Annotated in this window: 15 protein-coding genes; 6 read left to right on the forward strand and 9 right to left on the reverse strand. The window is 59.9% G+C overall.

All coding sequences use genetic code 11. The features are described 5' to 3' along the window. Nucleotides 1-50 precede the first annotated feature (50 nt). The 5 genes from ABIC03_RS35245 to ABIC03_RS35265 form a co-directional block, all read right to left on the reverse strand. Nucleotides 51-1,109 carry an AI-2E family transporter gene (locus ABIC03_RS35245; RefSeq protein ID WP_354064992.1) on the reverse strand — a complete coding sequence of 353 codons (1,059 nt, stop codon included), beginning with the start codon at nt 1,107-1,109 and terminating at the stop codon, nt 51-53. A gap of 54 nt (nt 1,110-1,163) precedes the next feature. Next, complete coding sequence (locus ABIC03_RS35250) at nt 1,164-1,793, reverse strand: histidine phosphatase family protein (RefSeq protein WP_354064994.1); 630 nt, start codon at nt 1,791-1,793, stop codon at nt 1,164-1,166. Nucleotides 1,794-1,895: 102 nt separating this feature from the next. Further along, on the reverse strand, nt 1,896-4,121 hold the full coding sequence (locus tag ABIC03_RS35255) for an ATP-binding protein (RefSeq protein ID WP_354065031.1): 2,226 nt from the start codon (nt 4,119-4,121) through the stop codon (nt 1,896-1,898). Between the two features lie 140 nt (nt 4,122-4,261). Further along, nucleotides 4,262-4,729, reverse strand: coding sequence for a hypothetical protein (locus ABIC03_RS35260; RefSeq protein ID WP_354064996.1), 468 nt, complete (start codon nt 4,727-4,729; stop codon nt 4,262-4,264). Nucleotides 4,730-4,838: 109 nt separating this feature from the next. After that, nucleotides 4,839-6,326 (reverse strand): YifB family Mg chelatase-like AAA ATPase, encoded by a 1,488-nt coding sequence (locus tag ABIC03_RS35265; protein WP_502917357.1) that lies wholly within the window; start codon nt 6,324-6,326, stop codon nt 4,839-4,841. Nucleotides 6,327-6,404: 78 nt separating this feature from the next. On the opposite strand from ABIC03_RS35265, the gene ABIC03_RS35270 reads away from it, so the two are divergent. The 5 genes from ABIC03_RS35270 (at nt 6,405) to ABIC03_RS35290 (ending at nt 11,783) form a co-directional block, all read left to right on the forward strand. Next, complete coding sequence (locus ABIC03_RS35270) at nt 6,405-7,136, forward strand: hypothetical protein (protein ID WP_354064998.1); 732 nt, start codon at nt 6,405-6,407, stop codon at nt 7,134-7,136. Nucleotides 7,137-7,464: 328 nt separating this feature from the next. Beyond that, nucleotides 7,465-8,493: a hypothetical protein gene (locus ABIC03_RS35275; protein ID WP_354065000.1), complete on the forward strand. Its 1,029-nt coding sequence runs from the start codon at nt 7,465-7,467 to the stop codon at nt 8,491-8,493. Then, nucleotides 8,490-10,565: a DNA cytosine methyltransferase gene (locus tag ABIC03_RS35280; RefSeq protein WP_354065001.1), complete on the forward strand. Its 2,076-nt coding sequence runs from the start codon at nt 8,490-8,492 to the stop codon at nt 10,563-10,565. The genes ABIC03_RS35275 and ABIC03_RS35280 overlap by 4 nt, the downstream gene beginning before the upstream one ends. Continuing rightward, nucleotides 10,562-11,254 carry a methyltransferase domain-containing protein gene (locus tag ABIC03_RS35285; RefSeq protein WP_354065003.1) on the forward strand — a complete coding sequence of 231 codons (693 nt, stop codon included), beginning with the start codon at nt 10,562-10,564 and terminating at the stop codon, nt 11,252-11,254. Before ABIC03_RS35280 ends, ABIC03_RS35285 begins: the two co-directional genes overlap by 4 nt. A gap of 127 nt (nt 11,255-11,381) precedes the next feature. Further along, nucleotides 11,382-11,783, forward strand: coding sequence for a hypothetical protein (locus tag ABIC03_RS35290; RefSeq protein WP_354065005.1), 402 nt, complete (start codon nt 11,382-11,384; stop codon nt 11,781-11,783). A 120-nt stretch (nt 11,784-11,903) separates the two neighbouring features. On the opposite strand, the gene ABIC03_RS35295 is transcribed toward ABIC03_RS35290, so the two are convergent. The 4 genes from ABIC03_RS35295 to ABIC03_RS35310 form a co-directional block, all read right to left on the reverse strand. Further along, entirely contained in the window at nt 11,904-12,569 is a 666-nt protein-coding gene (locus ABIC03_RS35295; RefSeq protein ID WP_354065007.1) for a hypothetical protein, read from the reverse strand. Between the two features lie 920 nt (nt 12,570-13,489). Further along, nucleotides 13,490-14,116 carry a DUF1353 domain-containing protein gene (locus ABIC03_RS35300; RefSeq protein ID WP_354065009.1) on the reverse strand — a complete coding sequence of 209 codons (627 nt, stop codon included), beginning with the start codon at nt 14,114-14,116 and terminating at the stop codon, nt 13,490-13,492. Then, entirely contained in the window at nt 14,113-17,472 is a 3,360-nt protein-coding gene (locus tag ABIC03_RS35305) for a CHAT domain-containing protein (RefSeq protein WP_354065011.1), read from the reverse strand. Before ABIC03_RS35305 ends, ABIC03_RS35300 begins: the two co-directional genes overlap by 4 nt. 55 nt (nt 17,473-17,527) lie before the next feature. Further along, nucleotides 17,528-18,112 (reverse strand): tyrosine-type recombinase/integrase, encoded by a 585-nt coding sequence (locus ABIC03_RS35310; RefSeq protein WP_354065013.1) that lies wholly within the window; start codon nt 18,110-18,112, stop codon nt 17,528-17,530. A gap of 1,051 nt (nt 18,113-19,163) precedes the next feature. Between ABIC03_RS35310 and ABIC03_RS35315 the strand changes: the two genes are divergently transcribed. Further along, nucleotides 19,164-22,601: a P-loop NTPase fold protein gene (locus tag ABIC03_RS35315; RefSeq protein ID WP_354065015.1), complete on the forward strand. Its 3,438-nt coding sequence runs from the start codon at nt 19,164-19,166 to the stop codon at nt 22,599-22,601. Nucleotides 22,602-23,124: the final 523 nt, after the last annotated feature.

Genomic DNA, 23,124 nt, shown 5'->3' on the forward strand with positions numbered 1-23,124 from the left:
GGCCGAATTCGGCGCTCGGCTGACCGCCGGGTCGTCGCTCGACATGACCGTCATTTCCGGGTCTCCTGTCGCGCTTTCGAGCCGATGAAGATGTGCCACGTCGTGAGAAACATCGCCGCGACGAGTGGGCCGATGACGAACCCGTTCGCTCCGAAAGCCGCAAGGCCGCCCAAGGTGGCGAGCAGCACGACATAGCTCGGCATTTGGATCGACTGGCCGACCAGGATCGGGCGGAGAAAATTGTCCGCAAGACCGATCACGAAGGTTCCGAATGCGAGCAGGATGATCCCTTTCGTGACTGAGCCTGCCACAAGCAGATAGAGCGCGACCGGAACCCAAACCAGGGCGGAGCCGAGCACGGGCAGGAGCGAGAGCAGCGCCATGAGGGCGCCCGCGAGCAGCGGCGCCGTCAAGCCGAGCAGCCAGAAAATCAGCCCGCCAAGCGCTCCCTGAATCAGGGCAACGAGAACGATCCCCTTGATCGTCCCGCGAACCGCGAGGGTGAACGCATTCAGAATCTCGGTGGTGTGGCTCGGCCGCAGCGGGAGCGCGTCACGGATCCGTGCGTTGAGCTCGTCACCATCGCGGAGCAGGAAGAACAGCAGGTACAACATCACGAGCAAGCTTGCGACGAACTCCAGCGTCAACTGGCCGATGTTGATGGCGTGCCCCGCCAGCTGTTGGCCGGCAGGGACGACCAGACTCGACAGACGTTCCTTCAGGGCCGAAAAGTCGATGCCGGCCAAGCGATCCGCCAGGGAAGCGGCCCAACCGGGCAGCGCGGATTTCAGCTGCTGCAGGGGATGAGCGAAACTGATCTCCCCAGTCTGCGCGCGCTGATATAGCTCCCCACCCTGATCGATGAGCGAGGCGATGACGACCGCCACGGGGATGAGGACCATGACGATCACGACGACGACAGTGAACGATGCGACCAAGTTGCGCCTTCCCGGAAGGGCTTCCAGGGCGCGTCGATAGAGTGGTGCGAAGATGATCGCTAGAAGCGTGGCCCACAACAGCGCGCCGGAGAACGGCCAAAGCACCCACCCGAACGCAAGGGAGACCGCGGCAAGCAAGATGAGGAATGAGCGGTCTTCCGATGTTCTCACTGGTTCGCCAGCCCTTCTGTTGCCAAAGCATGATCCGGACTGATGTCCGGGCCGTCACTTGTCTGCTTTCGCAGTCCAGTCGGCAAGCTTGATGCGTCCTGCAAGGGTTGCTGGACCCGAGCTGCCGGCTTTGTAGACGAAAGCTTCGCCTTCCTGCACGTCCCCGGCCTCCTTGCCGAAGGCATCGGCGATGTTGGTCTTGTGGGTGACCAGGAAGGTGTTGGTGCCGGCTTTAGGCGGCGCGTCGACGAGCTGCCGCACGGCCTGGCCCGCCTTTGCATTTGCACCCGTCGGATTTGCCATGCCCGACGCATTCGCGTTGCTGCTGTCCGTCAACGCATCGATCGGCTTGACCTCGCGGCCGGAGATCAGTCTCCCCGCCTCGATCGCGCGGTTCAGCCGGCTGGTGTAGATGTCGCCGATCGGGATCGCGAGTTCCTTGATGGCCGCCCCGATCTGGCGCGCCATGTCGCGACCCTTCTCACTGAGCTGACGCTGGGCGCTCATGTCGTCGAATTTGAAAGGGTAAAGATCCTTTTGGCTGTCGTCGGTGGCGGTGTGGCGAAACACCAGCACGTAGCCGCCTTGCTTGAGCGAGGCGATCAGTTCCGGGCTAGCGGCCGCGGTGGCTTGAGTGGAACCCCAGAGAAGGATCACGAAGGCGAGGCGGCAAAGCACGTTCATGCGAAATCCTCTGTTTAATATTCCCCAGAGGATGGTGATGCGCGACGCGGTCGATTTCAATTGCCGATTGCCGGCCGAGATCGGGTTCCTATGAAATCCCGGTCAAACCGCCAGCTGCCGCGCCGCCGCCAGTCCGGCCAGCGCCTCTTCCAGCTTCTCGCGATCGAGCGGCTTGATCAGAAATCCGTTCATGCCCGCCTCAAAGCAGGCGTAGCGATCTTCCACCAGCGTATTGGCGGTGAGCGCGAGGATCGGCGTGTGGTGGCCGCCTGTGGCGGCCTCGTGCGCACGGATGCGTTTTGTCGTCTCGATGCCGTCGAGTTGCGGCATCTGGATGTCCATCAGCACGAGATCATAGGGCGTGCCGGCCGATGCCGCGCCGAGCCAGGATTCCAGCGCGGCCTCGCCATTGATCGCGATGACGACACGGTGGCCGAGTTTCGTCAGCAGCGAGCGCATCAACAGCGCGTTGATCTCGTTGTCCTCGGCGACGAGAACCGACAGGCCTTTCGCCGGTACCGCGCCGGTGGGTTGGGCCGATGGCTCCGGTGCGAGATCGGGCGAGGCGACCTCCGGCGGCAGCGTCAAGCGTGCGGCGAGTGAGGCCGCGCGCAGCGGCTTCACCAGGAAGCCGGTGAAGGCCGGCGAGAGCTTCTCGTGGCGCGAGCCCGACGTCAGCAGCACGAGGCGTTGCGTCGCGTGCATGCGTGCGGCTTCTCCGAGACGGTCGGCGATGGCAGCGCCGAGCGCGCGATCAATCAGCACCGAATGCCATGAGCGCTCGGGCAGCAGCGCTTCCGCCACCGCCGCGTCCGTCACCATGCAGGTCTGGCCACCCCAGCGCTCCAGCCGCCGCGCGATCAGGGAGGCCTCGATGCCGTCGGCGATCAGCAGGATCGACTTGCCCGCGAGATCGGGACTCGGGAACGCCGTCTGTTCCGCGCCGACGGCGGATGACGCCAGCGGGACCGCGACCTCGAAGGTCGCGCCCTTGCCCGGTTCGCTCGTGAGCGTGATGCGGCCGCCCATGCGCTTGACGATGCGCTCGCTGATGGCGAGACCGAGGCCGGTGCCGCCATGAGTGCGGGCAACGCGTTCGTCGGCCTGCTCGAACTCGCGGAAGATGCGCTGTTGCGCTTCCGGCGCAATGCCGATGCCGGTGTCGCGCACCAGAAAGCTGATCTCGTTCGGCCAGATGCCGGGTTCGACGATCAGCGCAACGCCGCCGCCCGCAGTGAACTTGATGGCGTTGCCGGCAAGGTTGAGCAGTACCTGGCGCAGCCGCGCGGCATCGCCGACCACTTCGAGCGGCAGCCGCTCGTCGACATAGGCGGCGATCTCGAGCTGCTTTGCCTGCGCGCGCGGCGCGAGCAGTTCGGTGATGTCCTCGATCAGGCCCGAGAGCGCGAAGGGACGCTGCTCGAGATCGAGCTTGCCGGCTTCGATCTTGGAATAGTCGAGCAACTCCTCGATCAGCGCCATCAGCGCTTCGCCGGAGGTCTTCACGGCCTTGGCGTAGGTCGACTGCTCCGGCGTCAGCGTGGTGTCGAGCAGCAGCCCGCCCATGCCGATGATGCCGTTGAGCGGCGTGCGGATCTCGTGCGACGCCATCGCCAGGAAGCGCGATTTGGCGCGGTTGGCGGCGTCAGCCTGGTCGCGGGCGTCGGACAGCGCACGCTCGGTCTCGGTGCGGTCGGTGACGTCGCGTCCGACGCTCTGCAATTCGGCGGGTTGGCCGGCGTCGAGGCGGACATAGCCTTCGCGCCAGGCGATCCAGCGCGCACCGAGCTGGGTTGCGATCTTCTGGTCGTGAATGCGCGTGCCGTTGCTCTCGCGAGCGCTGTCGCCCTGCTCCAGTACATCGAAGTCAAAGCGCGTGCCGACCAGCGCGCCGCGCGCCTGTCCGGCAAGCGCGCAATAGGCGTCGTTGGCGAAGGTGATGCGGCCGCTTGTGTCGCGCAGCACGATCAGATCGCCCTGCTGTTCGAACAGGCTGCGGGCGCGCTCCTCGGCCTCCTTCAGCTCCCAATTGCGGTCGATCAGCGTTTCGTTGTGGGCGGCCAGCGCACGCATGCGCTTGTTGACGAAGCGCAGGCGCATGCTGAGCGTGGCGAGGCCGAGGCAGGCGAGCGCGAACAGGAAGCTGACGCCGATCGCAAACGCATTGGGATCGTAGCCGGACGTCTCGGACCGGCTGCCCGAGACAAACCCATAGGCGCCGCCGAAGGTCGCCGAGAAGATCATGAAGGAGCGGATCGCGAAGGCGCTTCTGGGGTACTGTCGCCTGAAGCGGCGCATGCGCACCTTGATCCGGAACGTCCGATCCATCGCCACCGACCCGACTCTTTTCTTAAAACGCTGTGCTCGCTGTAAACGACGATGTGCCGCCGAGCTTGCGAACAGTTTGATGCCCTGCGACCGCCTCCAAACAGGGTTGACGATGCGTTAACGGCGCCAAGCGAGGGGGCTCAAAGCGAAGCGGCCTGGAGATGGCGGTGGCCGCCGCGGGCGCCGACGATGAGCGCCGCCGCCTCGCGCTGCGAGAACGTCTTCGAGCGGACATAGATGCGGTAATCCGCCGGCCCCTCGGTGGAGAGATAGACCACCTGACCGCCGTCGACGGGTTGTGCGGCAATCGAGATCAGGCGAGTCGAGGGGTTGGCCTGGCAGGATTCCGATTCCGAACCGGGCCCGTCGTCGACGACGGCGAAGTCGGCAGCGTCCGCGTCCTCGGTGATCTGAACCCGCACCGTGGCGCGCGCGGGATCATCGGTGAAGGCGACATGCATGCCGGCGGTCCAGAACAGCGACGTCAGCTCGACCGAGGTGTCGCCGAGGACGATGCAGGGATGCGAGACCGATCCGATCTCACTGCGCGCGAACACCGCGGCCGCCAACAGGGGAACAACCGAGGCCAGGATCTTGAAACGCAACATGACACGCTACTCGCCGGGCCCTGGGGAAACTCATGGCGGGAACTGATGGGCCTTATGGTTTGCAGAGCGTAAAGGAAACTCGTTACCGCCGGGTTGATGCGCTGGATGATCACGCCAACTGGCGCACATCCTCTGCGAGTGCGCGGTAGGACAGCGCCTCGGCGAGATGCAGCCGGCCGATCCTGTCGGCGCCGTCGAGATCGGCAAGCGTGCGCGCCACCCGCAGCACGCGGTGATAGCCGCGCGCCGACAGCCGCATGGTCTCGGCGGGGTCGCGCAGCAGCTTCTGGCCTTGCGCATCCGGCTTGGCGATCTCCTCCAGCACCGAGGCCGGGGCTTCGGCATTGGTGCGGACCTTCGGCAGGCCGGCATTAGCGTAGCGCGCGAGCTGGATGTCGCGCGCGGCGGCCACGCGCGCGGCGACTTCGGCAGAGCCCTCCGCCGGCGGCGGCAGGATCAAATCGGCAGCTGTCACCGCGGGAACCTCGATGCGCAAATCGATACGGTCCATCAGCGGCCCCGAGATGCGAGCCTGGTAGTCGCCGGTGCAGCGGTCGATGCGGCCGCGCTTGCAGGCATAGCCGGGCTCGAACGCATTGCCGCAGCGGCACGGATTCATCGCCGCGACCAGCATGAAGCGTGCCGGATAGGTGACGCGGTGATTGGCGCGCGACACCGAGACCTCGCCGTTCTCCAGCGGCTGACGCAAGGAATCCAGCACGCGCGGATCGAATTCGGGGAGCTCGTCGAGGAACAGCACGCCCTGATGCGCAAGCGAGATCTCGCCGGGCCGTGCGCGCATGCCGCCGCCGGTGAGCGCGGCCATGCTGGCGGAATGATGCGGCGATCGGAACGGCCGCCGCGCCGTCAGCGCGCCGCCCTCGATCTCGCCGGCAACAGAGGCGATCATCGAGACCTCGAGCAACTCGCCCGGGGACAGCGGTGGCAGGATCGAGGGCAGGCGCGCCGCCAGCATCGATTTGCCGGCGCCCGGCGCGCCGATCATGAGCAGATGATGGCCGCCGGCGGCCGCGATCTCCAGCGCCCGCTTGGCGCTCTCCTGTCCCTTGATGTCGCGCAGGTCGAGCGGCGAGGCTGCGGCTTCGTGCACCTTCGGCACGGGCCGCGACAGCACCTGCGTTCCCTTGAAATGGTTGGCGATCTGGATCAGTGAACTTGCGGCGATGATCTGGATGTCCGGGCTCGCCCACGCCGCTTCCGAGCCGCAAGCTGCCGGACAGATCAGCCCCTCCTCGCGCACATTGGCGCCGATCGCGGCGGGAAGAACGCCGGCCACCGGCGCGATCGATCCGTCGAGGCCAAGCTCGCCCAGAACCGTGAAGCCGGTCAGCGCATCCGGTGGAATCGCGCCGATCGCCCCCATCAGCCCAAGCGCGATCGGCAGGTCATAATGGCTGCCCTCCTTGGGCAGATCGGCGGGCGCGAGATTGACGGTGATCCGCCGCGCCGGCAGCGCCAGCCCCGAGGCGATCAGCGCCGAGCGGACCCGCTCGCGCGCTTCCGACACCGCCTTGTCCGGGAGCCCTACGATCGCAATGGTGAGGACTATTAATCCCGCACCGAAATGCAAGTTCAGATACTGATGCTACCCAGCGATGGCTACGTGTTGAGCTAATCGTGCGTTCGCCCGATAGTCGCTTAACAGGATGGGCTGATGACGATTCGGCGAAAAAAAGCTGCGAGAAGCAACCGCAACGCATGTGCCGCTAAGGCTCCGATCGTCTTCATAGAGCCCGCCAGAATGCCCGATGACGTTTGGCACGCAATTTCCCAAACAACCAAATTGCCCGATAATGCCCGTTTGAATATCTGCGCAGCTGTAGGCGCCTATCGCTCAGAAATCGCAGCCACCACACTCCCCCTGCAGACAAAACGGCGCGTTCAGAAGATACGCCAGAAAGTTTCGGATCTAAGAGAGCTGGTAGAAAAACTGGCCGACGATGAGGCCTTTTATCGAATTGGGATCCCTTACTGGCATAGTCGAACTGGCCCACAAAAAGCCCATCTCTCGGATGTCTTACTAGCGATGCGTAGACTAAATGAAATGATGGCGGACGCTGAGGATCGCTTCTCCTCAGTTAGGCGCGGGCAAAAATCCCCTCTGCCACTCGAACGCTTCCTAACCTGGCTTGTCTGGATACAAGCCGAAGCTACGCAGCGCCCCCTCAGACGATCGACGAAAATATTGGGAGATGTGCCGCACGAGCGGTTCGTTCACGCCTGCGCAAAATTTGCTGACGCCAAATTAGCAGAATCGAAAATCGATCAGGCACTGAAGCGGGTGATCGCCCAGCGACATGCAATTCTCCGCGACTTCGGTTTCGACACAGCAACGGGAGAGCAAGGCCCTATAACCGTGAGAGATGAGTTTCTCCCGATTCGGTAAAACAAATCGACGGGTTTCTGTCGATTTGACCACCATCGACTTTTGCTGCATCCAGCGGCTCCGTGTGCGAATTGGACAACCGTTCTCGGCCATTCCGGCCACTGCAAGGGGAACGGTGAATGTCTGGAACTACGCGACCCAGAGCATTGGCTGCGTCGGTGTCGGAGCCGCCGAAGGCATCAAATCTCAAAGAACCTTCAACAAATATAGAGGCCCTCAAGCCTGCGCTTGAGGATGCGGGCCTGGTTGATCCCAGGAATGAAGTGCTCACGCGTGCTCCGGTTCAGAGTCCGAGCGCGCTCTTGGTCGCCCAGAGTGGGACCAAGTCATGAGTCTTACGGGCAAGAACGCAGAGGGCCGGGCCAGGTGGATCGCTCAGCACCTTAGTTCGGATACCACAGGCGAGACGGGGTCCCACCACGATGCCGATCGACCCCTTTCGGACGAAGAAGCTGCCGCCGATCGAGTTGCTGAGCATTGGGCGAAGGCCGCCGAAGCCCTCGTTACTGCATGCTGCTATCTGGTTAAGGGGCTGGACGCTTTCGACGGACAATCAGAAAAGCTCGATGCGTTTTTGCAGCGCTTGGTAACCAAGCGGGTTCTAGCCGAGAACGACGTCCTTGCGCGGCTAAAGGCAAACGGCAAACTAGCGATGCTGACAAAGATCGGCCGCCACGCCGAGACGCTTTTCCAGGAGTCGTTCCTGCCTCTTCTGCCAGCTCACTACTCTATCATTTATCAGATTTGTCTCTTGATTGAAGAGGTCGGCCCCGACCAGGCGGTAGCCGAGCTGACGAAATACCCGGAAGTGACCCGCGACGACGTGGTCAAGGTGCGAGCGGCCTTGAAGCCGCCGCCGGATACTGCACACAACCCGCAACCGGCCCCGCAAATCGACGGCTCAGCTGAGCTGTTCGCGCTTCGTCTGACGACACAGGACGCGCGTCTCTTCGCCAATGAATATGGCCGCTTAGACACATTGGACGAGTGCCTGCGGCGTCCGCCTCCGGCTGACGATGCCGGCTTCGTGGCGATCATCCCTATCCTCATGATGGGGACCATCGAGCGGACACTAATGCCTCTGCTAGGGTTCAGCGCACCTCAGGGGCTCTTCTTCGAGAGCCCGGTGCAACAGCCCGAAATCACGGACCGCGAGGTTATCGTGGTCGCCAAGCGGGGAAACTTTCGGCCTTGCCCCCTCACGGCCTTTCCCTCGTCCAAGAACATCTTGGTCCTCGCCGAATCCTTCTTTCCGAGCTGTGCTGTCAAGATTCAGATGTTCGCGCAGACGCGGGCCGACGGCTGGTCGACCCTCATCGAAGACGAGAACTGGACGGAAAGGCCGACCGTCCGATGAGTGAAGATCTTCGAACCATTCTCCGCAACCATGTTCTTGCGCGGAGTTCCTGCAGTCGCGTCGCCCTACTCCTGTCTGGCGGCGCTGACAGCTTCATTGTCGGCTATAGTTGTGAGGAGGTCGGCAAAGAGGTCGTCGCCTACACCTATGAACTTGACGGCATCCCTTCGATTGAGCGGCCGGCTGCAGAAGCGATCGCCCGCCACATGGGCTGGCGACTTCGGGTCGTTCGCGTGCCGACTGCGGGACTAAGAGCGGCGTTCCTGCGGTTAGCGATCCAACACGGTTGTTCGAAGAAAACGCAGTTCGAGGTCACATACCCGATCGCTCACGTGATCCCTGAAATTGCAGAACGCGAGGTCTTAACGGGCTGGAACTTTGACGACCACTTCGGCAACACGCGGGAAGACATTATGGAGATGGCGCGGCTCAAGCGAGCCGGGCTCTCCCGCCCCGAGCTGCAAGTGCATTTCGACGCTTTTCGTGACGCAAGGTATGCGAAGTCGGACGCTACCGATTCCCCCGACACGCTTTGGTTCGCTGCCCGGATCGCTGCGGCACTTGGCAAACGGCTGATCGACCCTTCCACCGCCGAACCGGTGCGCCGCTTCTTTCGCCAGTTCTCCCATGACGAGCTGTCACCGTTGGACAAGTCCGTCATGAGGAAGATCTTTGCCGACGCTTTTCGCCGCCTCCCTGCAGGTCTGGTCGCGAAGGGCGTCAAGTTGCAAAAGGGCGGAGGCGTCCACGAGCTGTTTAAAACGTTGGTAGACGATCCCATCATCAATCGGTTTGAGACGAAATACACGACGGTGAGCGCGCTCTGCAGGCGCTGGGGGGTGGAAGTGCTGGCCAACCCTGGTCAATACATCGAGGAGCTCGCCGCGACTTCTCAGCTTCGCAAGGCGATCGTTATCGAAGCCCGCGGCGTCAACGTCCGTCGTCCGACGATGGCCCAGGTGCATGAAGCGTCCTTGCGCAAGCGCTTCACGGTCGTTTCGCTATTCGCGGGCGGCGGCGGATCCTCGATGGGGTACAGACTGGCCGGCGGAGACGTCCGGGCCATCAACGAATTTGTCGCGGAAGCCGCTCGCACCTACTCACGTAATTTCCCAGGAACACTCATCGACACTAGGGACATCCGCGACATCCTGCGTGATCCGGCGGACGTAATCGCCTTCCTGATGATGGTGGGCCTGATGGTAGGTGAGCTTGACCTGCTGGACGGCTCTCCACCCTGCTCGGAATTCAGCACAGCCGGAAACGGCCCGACAGAGCCCGGCGTGCTGAAAGCGTATTCTGACCGAACCCAGAAAGACATCTCGATGCTCCCTTTCGAGTTCGCCAGGTTCGCCCTGATCGCGCGCCCAAAGGTCGTCGTGATGGAGAACGTGCCTGCGCTCGCCTCCCGCGGCGAGGTCATCTTCGATGCCTTGTTGAAGATGTTGAGCGAGGAATTCATCGTTACATGGCGCGTTCTGTCCGCAAATGATTTCGGCGTCCCGCAGAGCCGGCGACGGCTCTTCGTCCTGGCGGTTCGAAAAGACGTCGCCCAGGTGGTCGGGATCACGAGTAGGTTTGCGGCGTCGCTGCTATTCCCTAACCCGACGCACACCGGCACCACCATTGGGGACGCGTTCACTGATCTCGACCAGTCACACGAAGACATGAGACCGTGGATCGCCTCGGCGCGGACGACCACGATCGCGACGGCCGCCGCCAAGCTGCCGAAGAACCCGCCCCGGCTGCTTCGGCCCAATCACGTGGGACTTCAGGTCACCGGCAACTATACCCTCACGCGGTGCTCTTACGACCTGCCAGCGCCGACGCTGACGGTCACGGGGCAGCAACCGAGCGGGTTGGCCGGCGCGATCCATCCCGAGCACGACCGCAAATTCACGATCCCCGAACTGAAGCGCCTGACCGGGCTGCCCGACGGCTACGCGCTCACCGGCACGCTCGGGCAAGCGGCGGAAAGAATATGCCGCATGGTCACCCCATTTGTCGCGGAGGCCATCGCCGAGAACATCTACGAAAAGATCTTGAAACCCTACAAGGAAAGCATGAAATGACCAGTAGCAGACGCAGGAGCGACTTCTCCTTCGGCGACCACGCCGACAATTTCGACGCGCATATCCGAGCCTCGATACCCGGCTTCCAGCAGTTGGTCGACTACACCGTCGACCGGTCGCTCACTTACGTCCAGCGCGGAACGACGGTGGTCGACATCGGATGTTCTACCGGTCGGATGCTGGCCGCGATCCGGAGGGTGAACCAAGCGGCACGGACCGACGTGGACTACCTCGGCATCGACATCGAGGCCCGGTTTCGTCCCTGCTGGGAGAAGCATTCGTTCGTGAACTTTCGGTGCGAGGTCGGCGATGCCCGGACTCACCAGTTCGACAACGTCTCGCTCGCGTGCTGCATCATGACGCTGCTGTTCCTGCGGTCCGCTGACAAGCTGCCCGTGCTAAAGCGCATCCGTAGCTCGATGGTTGAAGGGGGCGCGCTCCTCATCGCAGAGAAGACGCTGGCCGAGACGTCGCGTCAGGAAAGCGACGCGGAGGCCGCTTACATGGACTTCAAGCGTAGGCGGGGCTTCACGGCAGACGAGATCCTGGAAAAGCAGAGCAGCCTCCGAGGCCAGATGACCAGGATGACGGAGCGCGAGCTGCGGAGGGCTCTTGAGTTGGCCGGCTTCCGTGACGTTGAGCCGTACTGGAGAGGTCATATGTTCGTGGCTCTCGTCGCCCTGACATAGCATCACGCCGGGTCGACCTTTTTACCGAGTAAAACCGTCACCGCGCACCAGTCACCTCTTCGCGGTGCCGGCTTGCCAACTTTATCTAAGAGCCCAACCACTGTCTTTATTGGAAGGAGAGATCCAGATGAACCGGAAATCAGCATTCGGCTACTACAGCACCCCGCTGCGAAACCCGATGACCCAGTGGTCCGGCATGTCCGCCGACCGCAAGATCGTCGCGGTCAGCCTCTGGAGAGACGGGTTTCGTGGACCTGGTGGACGCATGATCTATGAGAAGTCAGACACGAGCGATTGGGCAGACGGCCCGGCCAAGCATCTCTTCTTTCGTCACCTCCAGCATGCCGTTGATCACTCCGACGGCCTCGTCCGGGTCGTGATGGTGGTTAGGGACTCGTCTAAGCCCGCCCGCACGATCGACTGCTACCCGGCACCGAACGTCATCATGCGCATCGCATCCTTAGACACCGTTCGGCTCACGTTTCGGCTCGAACAGACCGATCCCGGGCCCCTTAAGTCGGCGGCCTGACGGACCGGAGGATAGTTGGTTAATTCGCTCGGCCGCTCGGCATTCGATGGTTATCGACATCACGGTCCTAGCCGGGCGGCGAATGTCTCCAGCCCGGCGAGGGGTCCGCAGCTAGCCGATTCAATCGAGCTCGCCACTCGCTCGGGGGAGTACGAGCACGGCATCGTCATAGGCAACTCGCCCGCGGAGGACCGTCTTGAACACGTAGTCCACCACCCGTTCTGGCGTGCTGGTTATCGGCCGGACGTGGATGCCCGCCACGAGCTTTCTCGGTCCGGCATACAAGTCCATCTGGTGCTTGAAATGTTCAGCTACGTGCTCCTTCAACCGGGTGATCGGTGGCACCAGCAGGATCGCGTGGAGATGCAGGCCGTCATTGCACGATGTCCGTTCGTTCGGCCTTATGGACTTAACTACAGGAAGGTCCGCAACCGAGATCAAGACCGGAAGCTGGTCGGTGGGGACGGCCCTCGGCTTGCGGTGCGTCCTGGTCACGAATGTCGAGTAGATTCGTAGGATCTCATCCCGCATTTGACCAAGGACGGATGTACGAGAGCCGCGAAGATGATCGAATACGAACGTGACGAGGTATGCTGCCCATCCGTTTTCCATACGCTCAACAACAAGGCGCGAGTACCCGCCGACCATCGATTGCAGGGATTGACTAGCCGGGAAACGTTGCTTGAAGGGGACGGAAGATGAATGAGGGGGTTGGATAAGATCAATGTCTCGTTCATGCTCCGTTTGATGGAAAGGATGTTCAAGCTTGGTCTGTGATTTGGTCATAGAAGACCATATGCCGTCGGAAGCCGGTGGCATTCTGTAACGCTCCAGGTCGCAGGGATGCTCAAGTGGCCATCCAACAAGACGCAAGGCCTGCGAAGTATTTATCTTCCTGAGGCGCCCGAAAACCCCGGCTCTCGATAATTTATTTGCTAATTCCAGTAGCGACAAAGCTGCTCATCTACTCGGAATCAAAAACTTCGAAATCGGCCACGAGGAGAATGGTTGAGAGAAATATCCCGGAAGCGTCTCAGTGCAGCGATCGGTTCACGTGACGCTGCCGTCGCTCTTATACGCAACCAAGGAGCTGCACTCATCGATGGGCGGGCGTGGTTTCAGCGCCACACGCCCGAAAACCCAGAGCCGCGTCTGGCGGTTTGTTTGGCCGAACGCACAGCAGCGTTTGGGCAACGCTCCGCAACGGCCATGCAAAATTGCTCACCATCGATTGGTTTGGAGAGGCAGTGGACGTAGTGACTTTTCGTCGGGGAGACTGGGAACACGAGCTATTGGCAATGTCTGGCAGCGCCGACCTTAGCGTGCACTGATTGGGTCAGAAGCGTCGGCGATCTTCTCACCCTCGACGATCTAAAGCTTCTCCGTCTCTCGTCAGGCTTCGTTTAGCGACCATTGCCTGCTTGTGTGGTTCGTTCCCAGGAGTGAACCGGACGATGAGTCCGATGCTCCGACCGATGTCCCAGCCCACCGGAGTTTCCGCGAGTACTCCTCAACGCAAGTCGTGGTGCAGCACATGACGCTGAGATTTGAGCGCTATTATGGTCGACGATTCTATCGAATCCACGGGTGTCGTCGCATTCTGATGAATACTCCGACAAGGAGGCGCTCGCTGTAAGTTTAACCAACAGCGCAAGCGTGTCTCTTTAGGCTCGCTGCATCAAGATCTTGAGACGGCCAGCTAGCTTTTATCTCGCAATCGCAGGGCTAAGCGTATCAAGTCTCTTGTTCAAGTCGGGGATGGTAGGGTCAGATGCAGCAATCCACTCCTCTACTCCATTCAGCACCGCTCGCTCCTGTTCAGTTGTCAAACTCTGTGTTGCTCCTGGCCCTTTACTAGCGGTACCAATGCCCCAGCGAGGTCCGAAATAATAGACAGCGGAGTAGAGGACCTTTGCTCTGACCTCAGGCACACCTGCAGCGCGCATCGCTTGATAAAACATCAGATGCGTAGCCGTCCAAGATCGAGATTTAGTTTCACAATAATGATCGTGAATAACGGCAGCATTCCTGTGCTCGCCTACAAACGGATCAGCATACGTCCAGAACACGCGAGGTACTGAGGCGCCATCCGTTATCGCTCCGCTTGGAACTTCCCATGTTGTACCCTTGGGGTCGGTGTAGACTAGTGCCGACGTGAGCTCCATTTTGCGGCCATCGATCAGCCACCTGAATATGAAGTCGCCTTTGAAAGCACCAAAATCCTCTGCAGACGTCGGTCGAGGCGCGAAGACGACAAGCCCGATCAACACCAGAAATGCTGGATGCACTATGCCCTTAAGCCAAACGCCAAGGCCCCGCCTGTTCATTGTCATTTCGCTCCCTCACCAACGATCGAAAACGGCGCCCAATACATCGGATGAGCTGCCAAGTCGCCCATCTTGACGACCGCGCGAGCGCCCGCGAGGAGGCCCTCGGCACGTCCATGCATCTTGTTTTCCGAGATGTCCGAAAGCGCGCCGGTGATTATGCGTTTAGATGCTTCTGCATCGACATACCAATGCGAGACCAAGATCGTTCGGGCGCCCGCAAGGAAAAATGAGTTAGCCAAACCACTGAGCGCTTCTGACGTGTCGGACTGTCCGGCGGCTGTGTTACAGGCTGATAAGATTACCCAGTCCGCATCCATGCGCAGGGCGGCAATTTCTGAGGCTGTCAACAAGCCATCGTTGGCCGCGTTTCCAGCGTCGCCTCCTTCTTTTGGTGGAGAAAGAATTAGCGCGGGCTCGGTAAGCCTTTCTGTCAGTTTCTGCGTCTCGCGGGGCAACAGGGCGTGTGTCGAAAAATGCACTATGTCGAATTGCTTTAACTCGCCAGTGTCACTGAGCGATCTAATCTGCTCTTCGGTCATTCTATCGCCCAAGTAGATGTCACCATCCGGAGCCTTGAGCACAGACGCTATCTCACAGACTTCATCGGCGGATTCAGGAAGTGGCATCTGTTGACGGATAGCACTACCATTCGCCCTCCCACCCTTGAAGAACGTCGCTGTGATGTCCACAGCGGGGTTGGTCGAAGTAGCCGCTCGTGCCCCGAGCGACGAACACTTGTCCTTTCGACGAGAATCTTTGAGGCGAAACGCCACGCGCCCATCGGCCGGATCCCCGTCAATCGCTGGATTGGCGAAAGCGACATAAGCGCGGCGCGAGCCTGCGTGCGCCTCACTTGGTCTTTCGCTACGCAGGCTTTTAAGTGCCGAAGGGGAGGGCACCAAGCTCAGCTGAGCTTCTAATCCCAACCATTTTGCCTCACTGTAGCCAGACAGGTCGGACGGCACACCTGCCGCAGGTTTCTTTGTAACTAAGACGCTCAGTGGAAGCGATGAGAGCGGTCCTGTAGCAACAACGATCAGGCGCTTTCCCTCGATTTCTAGCTCGAGTGGCTTCAATAAAATGCCGTAAAGATCATAAGCGCTGCTGAGGTCAAATGGGAGCCGATCCGGCGATGGCGCGGCTTCGCCGGTCAGGTTGAAGCAAGTCTCCCTCATCAGCAATTTCGCTCGAGCGGGAAGTTTTTCGGTATTGAACGGGGACTTCATCTCCCAAGCGGCCCTGTCCAATCCACATCGAAGCTTGTGAACTAACCGAGTCGCTTCCCTCCCCACTGAGCTAGAGGCTCGCCTAACGGATGCGCCGTCAAATGGAGTAACCACGAATGTTACAATGCCGCTTTTGTCCCAGTCGAACATAACGAACACCTCATCACGCTTTAGCGTGGCAGCGATCTCATCAGGGGAGAGCAGCTGAGGTGTCGCAATTGTCGCATACTGGGGGGCAATCTTCTTCAGTTCGTTAGAAAGGTTTTCGACCTCGAGCACGACCGCGTCTCGACTGCGACGAGCTTCGTGCGGCTTAACCGAAGAAGGGCAGATATTAAAGTTGATCATGCACCGCTCTATTTCGAAGATAGAGTCATATAGTTGAGCATGTCGCTTCAACAGAACTTTCACACTTTCGGTTTGATTTTCACGCGCCGCTAAGGCTGTCAGTGCCCAAGACGAGCGATTATGTCGGAGAAGCTGACTGACTTGAAGCGCTTGCTTTAGCTGATCCGCCGGGATGGCTTTTCTATCAATATCAAACAGCAATAGATCACGGTACCACACAAGAAAGTCTCGCCAGCCCTCCAGTTGATATTGCCAGGTCTCCCATCCCTTTAAATCGAGCGACATCAATTGCGTCATCCGCTCAACGACGAGCGATCCAGCTTTCCTACCGCTTGAACCGTCCCCGGACCAGACATCATACTTGGCTACATCCATTCTCGCAGCCAGGGTCTGAGAATGAAAGCGGCCTTGCAATTGTTCAACGTAATCGACGACCGCTTCCAGAAGCTGGCGTGTCAGGACATTCGCTTCTCGGCTCGTTGGTGTCGTCCTAATTATGCTTTCAAACTCGACGAGGCCATGAGTGAAGTTTACCCAGCCTTGATCAGAGCTCTGAGTATCTCTCCGTTGCAGCGGGGCATTCTTGAACAGATCGCTCGATTGCAAGCGACTGTGCCATTCGGTAAGGAGTGCATGGCGTAGAGGTCGATTGAGTTCTTTGGAAAGATACAACGCAGCACCAACAGCGCCTTGCAGACGCTCCGAGTTTACCTCATTTCCTTCTCCGGAAAGATGCAAGGCAAGGAGAATGGAACCATCTAAGGCGAAACTTGAATGTTTTTTGGCTTCCTTGCGATCGACACCTTCGAAGAGGTCAGCCATCCGAACGTTGTCTTTCACTAATAATCCAAGAATGTCCGCATATTGCGAGCTTTTGTGATCAAGCTTAAGGATCGCTTCGGACGCGGCCTGTAACGCGTCATTTAAGACCGATAGTAGCTCAATGAACGGATCAAGGTCACCCTGGATCCCTTCAGCCACGCTAAGAGCGAGGTCAATACCGATAAAATAGTCGGGATGATTGAAGCCCACGTCGCTTTCTACGCCTTTCAGCATGTTTTCAATGTGCTTCGCGGCGTCGGCGTATCGTTTCTGGATTACAAGTGTGCGAACCAAACCGCTGCATAAGCGCCGCCCGATAAACACGGACGAACAGCGCTTCCCTTCCTCCCCTTTCGTCCGTTCGAGGCCGAACCTGTATAGCGTCTCAGCTTGGGCAACGAATCCGTGACTGGATAGTAGCTCCGCCACAAATTCAACTTCCTGATTTAAGTCGAAGGTGTCGCCACCACCTGGCCTACCGGCTCGCACAGACCGGAAGAGTTGGCACACGCTGTCCAGCGTCTTCTTTCGATCGTTGTGCAAAAGGTCGTGGATCCGCAATCGCAGAAGGACCCAATAAAGGGGCACCTTGCGCGTCTCCTCAGCCTTCCCTACTTGTCGCACCGAGATAAACAAGTTGGACAAGGTCTTCGGATCCGCTTCTTGAAGCAATTTGCGCGCGCTAAGGAATGCCTTTTCTTCGCCCTGTACGGCGATCAAATTTCCAATTTCGAGCCATTTCGCTTTTACGGCATCCTCAGATAGGAGCTTAGAGAGATTGGACCTCAGCGAGGCTCCTTTGCACCAAGCTTCGACGGTTGCTGTCGGCGTCACGGCCACCGCGGGACCGTTCGAAAGAACGGCTGAGAGCATCATGAACAATGACGACAGATAGATTCGCATTTGCTCCTCACCGCCGCTCGAAAACTCCATTTGAAACGATTTTTCAAACACACGCAACACGTGTCTTGCTTTTTCGCTTTTGCCACTCCTTGGCGAACGGGTTCAGAAACCGTTCCTAGAGTTGCTGAACGACCTTCCGTTGAGCGTCGGCGTTCTCTTCGATGTATCGCTGCGTGGTCCGCAGGTTGGAGTGTCCGGCCAGAGCTTGAACATCCCTGAGCGATCCGCCCACGGTGGAAATCTTCCGCGCAGCGCCGGTGATGAAGGTCCTGCGGCCGCTGTGGCTGGAGCAGCCTACGAAACCGAGGTGCCGGTACCATCTCTGGAACATGTTCACGATGGCCTGCGGTGACGTACAGGCCGATCGCTCAGTGCCGATCACGTAGTCTCCGCTCGCCTTTGTCATGGTCTGCCGGTACGCAATCAGCGCGGTCCTGACTTCTGGATGCATCGGGATCACCCGGCCAGAGGTGCCCTTACTCGCAGCATCTGAGAGGTGGATAGCATGGCCGACTTGCCCTGCTGCGTCGCACACCATCCGCCAGGTCAGTCGGGCTATTTCCTTCGCCCTAAATCCAGCCTTGGATGAGAGCAGGAAGATCAGTCTGTTGCGCTCAGGGTACCTGGTAGTCGAGAGGTAGGAGAGGGTGGCTTGAGCTTGCCCATTGCTCAACGTCTTCGCCTGCTTCCCCAAGCCCATTTCGTCCTCCCGACGCAAGATCGACGGCTAACAGGACGCTGGACTGTAATCAGTCCGGACCACTCGTACATGCCGATGATTGCGGCCTTGGAGAAGGCCTGCTCTCAAAGCGTTGTTGAGGCAGCTGTGCTACCTTTCGGGGACCCATTTTTAGCTATCCCCCGGCCCTCTCAGGGCCCGACTACGTCGCGGATATAGCGACGGGCCTGACATCCCCAGGCCATTGTCGGCGACTGCCAATGCAGACATTACGTCGGCCTTGGCGTCGGCCGCTTCCCAAAACAGACATTCGATTGCCCAACAGCGAGGCCGGCCGCATTCGCGTCCGCTCAGCCGTTGCGAAGCAATTCAACTCGCTCTAAAGTAGTTCTAGGAGTTCAGGCCGCACCCAAGATCTCAATCTCATCTGAGGTACATTGCCTTGGACGCGCCAACCGAATCCTCTGCGAGAATTTGGCCTGCGAAGTTGCGTGGGGGGCGAGCGATATGGCGAGGCTCTGCTGGCTTCATCGTGCTCGCGATCAGCGCGATCCTCGTTTGGGGTGCATATTTTCAAGAGCCGCGTCGCGTAAAAATGTTTGAAACGCCAGATCTGCTTACGCGGCTCGCGACGCCCGAGCCACATCGAGGCTATCGAGAAATTCCTGTCGTTCCGGCGGGCAGCAGTTCGGCAATCGTCCCTCGGCACCTTTGTTCCGAGCCGGGTAGTTGCGGCGGTATCGAGATAACACCGGACGGCCAGATGCAATTTCGCGATAGCGACGGAGCCGTCCAGTCTGCGGTTCGTCTCCATCGATCTGAAGCGACGGGACACTTGTTCGCCATAACACCTTCGGGCGTAGTCTTCGCACTGGCCGAAGGGAAGCCGGGTGTCTGGAAACAGTTCCGGCTCTTGGAACGAACGGCGCCCATTCAGGGAAGAATCCTTGCGCGTGGCACTAGAATTGTGGGCTTAGACGTTTCACCCGATGGCACGCGAATTGTGACCGCGAGCGCGTCTGGCGGGACGGCCGTGACAACACTCCATGGAGAATCTCCGGCGCCGCTAGAAGTGACTGATGTGCAGATATGTGGCGTGGCGTTTTCGCCAGACGGTCTGCGCATGGTGTCGGGAGGCGAGGACGGCGCGTTGCGGCTTTGGACGTCCGACGGTAAGGCCATCGCGGTGTTCAAAGGGCACACTGGACCGGCTTGCACTGTTGCATTCTCGCCAGATGGCAGGCGCATAGCTTCGGGCAGCCAAGACAAAACAGTGCGGCTTTGGACATCCGATGGCAAGGCCATCGCAGTGTTAACGGGTCACATGGGAGCCGTATTGAGTGTGGCATTCTCAGCCGATGGCACGCGCATAGCCTCAGGCGGCCAAGACTACACAGTGCGGTTGTGGACCACAGCGGGCCATCCGATTGCGGAGCCGTTCACGGGACACTCTGGACCGGTGTTGGGCGTGGCATTCTCTTCGGACGGCACGCGCATCGCTTCGGGCAGCCGAGACCAAACAGTGCGGTTCTGGAGCCTCTTGGGCGAGCCTGTGGCGGAGCCCTATAAGCTATTTGGGAGACCGGTATCGAGCATTGCGCTTTCATCCGATGGTAACCTTCTCGCGGCCGGTGACGAGGGGGGCACCATCGTGTGGTTGTCACTTTATCCTAAGCCGGTTCTTTTCCCACGGCCGAATGCTCACCAAGGTGCAGTCGCGAAGATCGCATTCTCTCGCGACGGGATGCGCGTGGTGTCTGCAGGCCTAGCGGACGGATTGGTTCGACTTTGGATATTGCCCGACGTAGCTGGTGTCATAAACTTCTCGCCGCCCGTGGTTCGAGATATCGCGTCCTCCAATGCTGGTGTTCTGTGGCTCGTCGGATCAGATGGGTATGCGGCGTACAGCGCGGATGGTCGCGATTGGTCGCCGGTGAATCCGGGCGACACGATCGACCTGATCGCCGTCAAGGTTATCGGAGCGGATGCGGCGATTGCGCTCACGGCTAACAACACGCTCGCCCTGTTTGGTAAGGTTTCGCAAGAGCAGCAACAGCAACAAGCGGTTACTACTAGCTTCCTTCGCACCGTCAATATTCCCATCGAGGACAAGCGCCTTAGGCTACGAACGCTCACCTTCCTGAATGCCAATGAGGGCTGGGTGGCAGGCGACGGCGGCCTCATTCTCCATACGACGGACGGGGGCCGCACTTGGTCAAAACTGTATGCCAAGGATGGCCTTGCGCTTACCGGCATCCACATAGAAACTCCCAGCGGCGTAGGCTGGGCTGTCGGCAAACATGCAGACGGACGGCAGACGATCATTGCTGCCAACAGCGCGGGGGTCAAGGAAGGGGCAGCGGACGGCTGGCGCGAGCTGCCTCATTACCTTGCTACCTGGTACTTCTTTTTTGGTATTCCGGCGCTGCTACTTTCCGGGCTCTTGTTGATTCGTGCCTGGCGCGCCGACCCGGCGCCCCCTCAGCAATCAATTGAGGAGGTCGCAACCTCAGACCAACCGCTGCGCTGGAACGAGCCTGATGCCCGCTCGCTCAAACCGCTTGCCCGCAGCCTGTCGCGCTTCCTGCGCAACATCAATACCCAGCCGCCACTGACGCTTGCGATTACGGGACGATGGGGAAGCGGCAAGAGCTCGCTTATGAACTTGCTCATGTCCGACCTGCAGCGCTACGGGGGACGCGCGGTATGGTTCAATGCGTGGCATCACCGAGAGGAGGAGCACCTGCTCGCCGCGTTATTCGAAGCTATTCGTCGCGAAGCCCCACCCGGATGGTGGTCCTGGCCGGGCCTCGTGTTCCGTGCGCGCCTGCTGTGGATGAGATCCAAGCGACAGGTGATCAATCTGGTCTACTGCGCTTTGTTTGTAGGGATCGCTCTGCTTACCGTGCGCGTCGCACTAAACGATGATCCCAAGGACGTGGATCGGATAGCAGAGCGTGTCATAGGGTTTTTCGGAAACGACGTCGCAGAAAGCGGGCGGGCCGCGCTCAGTTTGGCGCTCGCCGGCTCTGGTGGACTAGCGCTGCTTGCGTTACGGCTCCGCGGCAAACTGGTTGCCCTGCCCGCCAATCCAGCCAAGTTAGTTTTCGCGCTCGCCCGGCGCGCTTCATTGGGCGACTTCAGTGACAAGCTGGCCTTTCGCCATCGCTTTGGCGAACAGTTCCGCGACGTATGCAGCGCACTGTTGACCCGCACTTCGCCCGGCTTAGTGATTTTGATTGATGATCTCGACCGCTGCCCACCTGGCGATGTGCTGAAGATATTGGAAGCCGTGAACTATCTGGTGTCAGTGGGCCCCTGTATTGTCGTGTTGGGGATGGACCGCCGACAGATCGAATATTGCGTTGGCCTGGGCTTCGAGAAGCTTGTTGAAGGTCTGCCCGAGGACGAACTGATCTACGCATCGGATGAGACACCGGATAAGTCGGGCAAGCAGCGCGCCTTTGCTCGCCACTATCTAGAGAAGCTCATCAATATTGAAGTGCCGGTTCCGGCGCTCGACGATGCAGCAACCGATGCCTTGCTTTTCCGCAGTATTCAACTGGAAAACGCTCGTGATGACGACGCGCCGGCTTGGTTGTATGCCACAAAGCGGCTCAGCCAGGCAGGCTTCCAGATCGCGAGGGTCGGCCTGTTCGCTTATCTGGCCGGTATTTTCCTAATGTGGGGCACAGAACGGTTGCGCCAGCCGTACGCCAACCCAACGTCGACCACCACGGCGGCGGTCGTGGGCGCGGGCGTGAGCAGCTCGACGCCTCCTCCTGCCAGCGTCGTGCAACCGCCAAAAGGAGAGATATTCAACCTTGCACACGTCGATCTTACCAAAACTGCAAACCCAACAGAGCTGCCCGGTTCGGGGCAGTGGCTGTACTGGGCTCCCACCGTGTTCCTGATAGGCATCACTTTCCTTTTTGGTGTCGCAGTTGCGGTCCATCGGCAGCGACAGATCGTTCAAGATTCGCCCCGGTTCGCCAAAGCGATGCAGGCAGTGAAGCCGCTGTTGGCTGCGATCAACGCGACCCCGCGTGCAATCAAGCGCTATCAAAACCGAATGCGGTATTTGGCAGCGCGTCTGCGTCCCGCAATCTATGAGCCCGATTGGATTGACAGCCTGTTGCATTGGCTTGGGCTTCGCCTTCGTCATCCCCTCGTACCGGCGGCGTGGTTCCAAGAGGGCTCACGTCCGGTCATCGATGAGCCAGCGCTCATTCTCCTCGGCGCCATCGAGCTATTCGCGCCGAAGGCTTTTTCCAGACCTGCCGAACTATTCGTCCAGCTTGAGAGTGGAACGCCCGGAGACAAGTTGACAGATCAACAAGTCGAGGCATGGACCAAAGTACGCAACGGATTTTCCGCACAAGGGCTTGTCATGCCGACAACGGTCGAAGTCGCGCGTTATGCGACCTTTGTACAGACCACAGCACGTAAAGCCTCCGGCCATCTCGCAGAGATCGTTCCCTTCTCCCGTGACACAACGGAGCGCGGCTAGACGTTATGCCAAGTCATCCTGAATTGGCGCGGGCGGAGCGATGCACAAGAGTTTGCGGTGGTGGTGTACCAAGTAGCCGACCCAACCCCATGGGAATCTGGTTCTGGCCGCCCTTAGCCAACATGCCAGATCGAGCTTAATTTGTCCGCTGCTGCGCAAAAGCCGACACGATATCCTTCACTGTCTGGTCGAACCTAGCAGAGAGCCCCGGGGTAAGAACCATGGAGGATACCTCAGCGAAGGATCCTTGCTTGCTGTGCTACCCTTTCGGGGGACCCATTTTCGGCTACCCCCGGCCTTCGGGGTCCAACGCGCTTTGTGGTGTGCCTATCATTCCGCGTGGTGAGTGTTGAGTGTCTTCACCACGTGTCGGTTCAGGTCGGGAGCGTCGTTGTGCCACCAAACGGCGCCCGTTCGTTCTAGACGCGCAAGCCCACCCGCTTGATGCGCGGCAGCTTCTGTCTGCGCAATTTGAACTCGCCTGATTGCGCGGAGCGCCCGCATGGCGGCAGCAATCCGCGCA

The organism is Bradyrhizobium sp. RT6a (assembly GCF_040547675.1).
GTDB lineage: Bacteria > Pseudomonadota > Alphaproteobacteria > Rhizobiales > Xanthobacteraceae > Bradyrhizobium.

What these genes read in the sequence shown, in the direction of transcription:
- ABIC03_RS35250 (WP_354064994.1), bottom strand. Translation starts at nt 1,793, where the DNA reads ATGAACGTGCTTTGCCGCCTCGCCTTCGTGATCCTTCTCTGGGGTTCC.
- ABIC03_RS35255 (WP_354065031.1), bottom strand. Translation starts at nt 4,121, where the DNA reads ATGGATCGGACGTTCCGGATCAAGGTGCGCATGCGCCGCTTCAGGCGA.
- ABIC03_RS35260 (WP_354064996.1), bottom strand. Translation starts at nt 4,729, where the DNA reads ATGTTGCGTTTCAAGATCCTGGCCTCGGTTGTTCCCCTGTTGGCGGCC.
- ABIC03_RS35270 (WP_354064998.1), top strand. Translation starts at nt 6,405, where the DNA reads ATGACGATTCGGCGAAAAAAAGCTGCGAGAAGCAACCGCAACGCATGT.
- ABIC03_RS35285 (WP_354065003.1), top strand. Translation starts at nt 10,562, where the DNA reads ATGACCAGTAGCAGACGCAGGAGCGACTTCTCCTTCGGCGACCACGCC.
- ABIC03_RS35290 (WP_354065005.1), top strand. Translation starts at nt 11,382, where the DNA reads ATGAACCGGAAATCAGCATTCGGCTACTACAGCACCCCGCTGCGAAAC.
- ABIC03_RS35275 (WP_354065000.1), top strand. Translation starts at nt 7,465, where the DNA reads ATGAGTCTTACGGGCAAGAACGCAGAGGGCCGGGCCAGGTGGATCGCT.
- ABIC03_RS35280 (WP_354065001.1), top strand. Translation starts at nt 8,490, where the DNA reads ATGAGTGAAGATCTTCGAACCATTCTCCGCAACCATGTTCTTGCGCGG.
- ABIC03_RS35295 (WP_354065007.1), bottom strand. Translation starts at nt 12,569, where the DNA reads ATGACCAAATCACAGACCAAGCTTGAACATCCTTTCCATCAAACGGAG.
- ABIC03_RS35310 (WP_354065013.1), bottom strand. Translation starts at nt 18,112, where the DNA reads ATGGGCTTGGGGAAGCAGGCGAAGACGTTGAGCAATGGGCAAGCTCAA.
- ABIC03_RS35300 (WP_354065009.1), bottom strand. Translation starts at nt 14,116, where the DNA reads ATGACAATGAACAGGCGGGGCCTTGGCGTTTGGCTTAAGGGCATAGTG.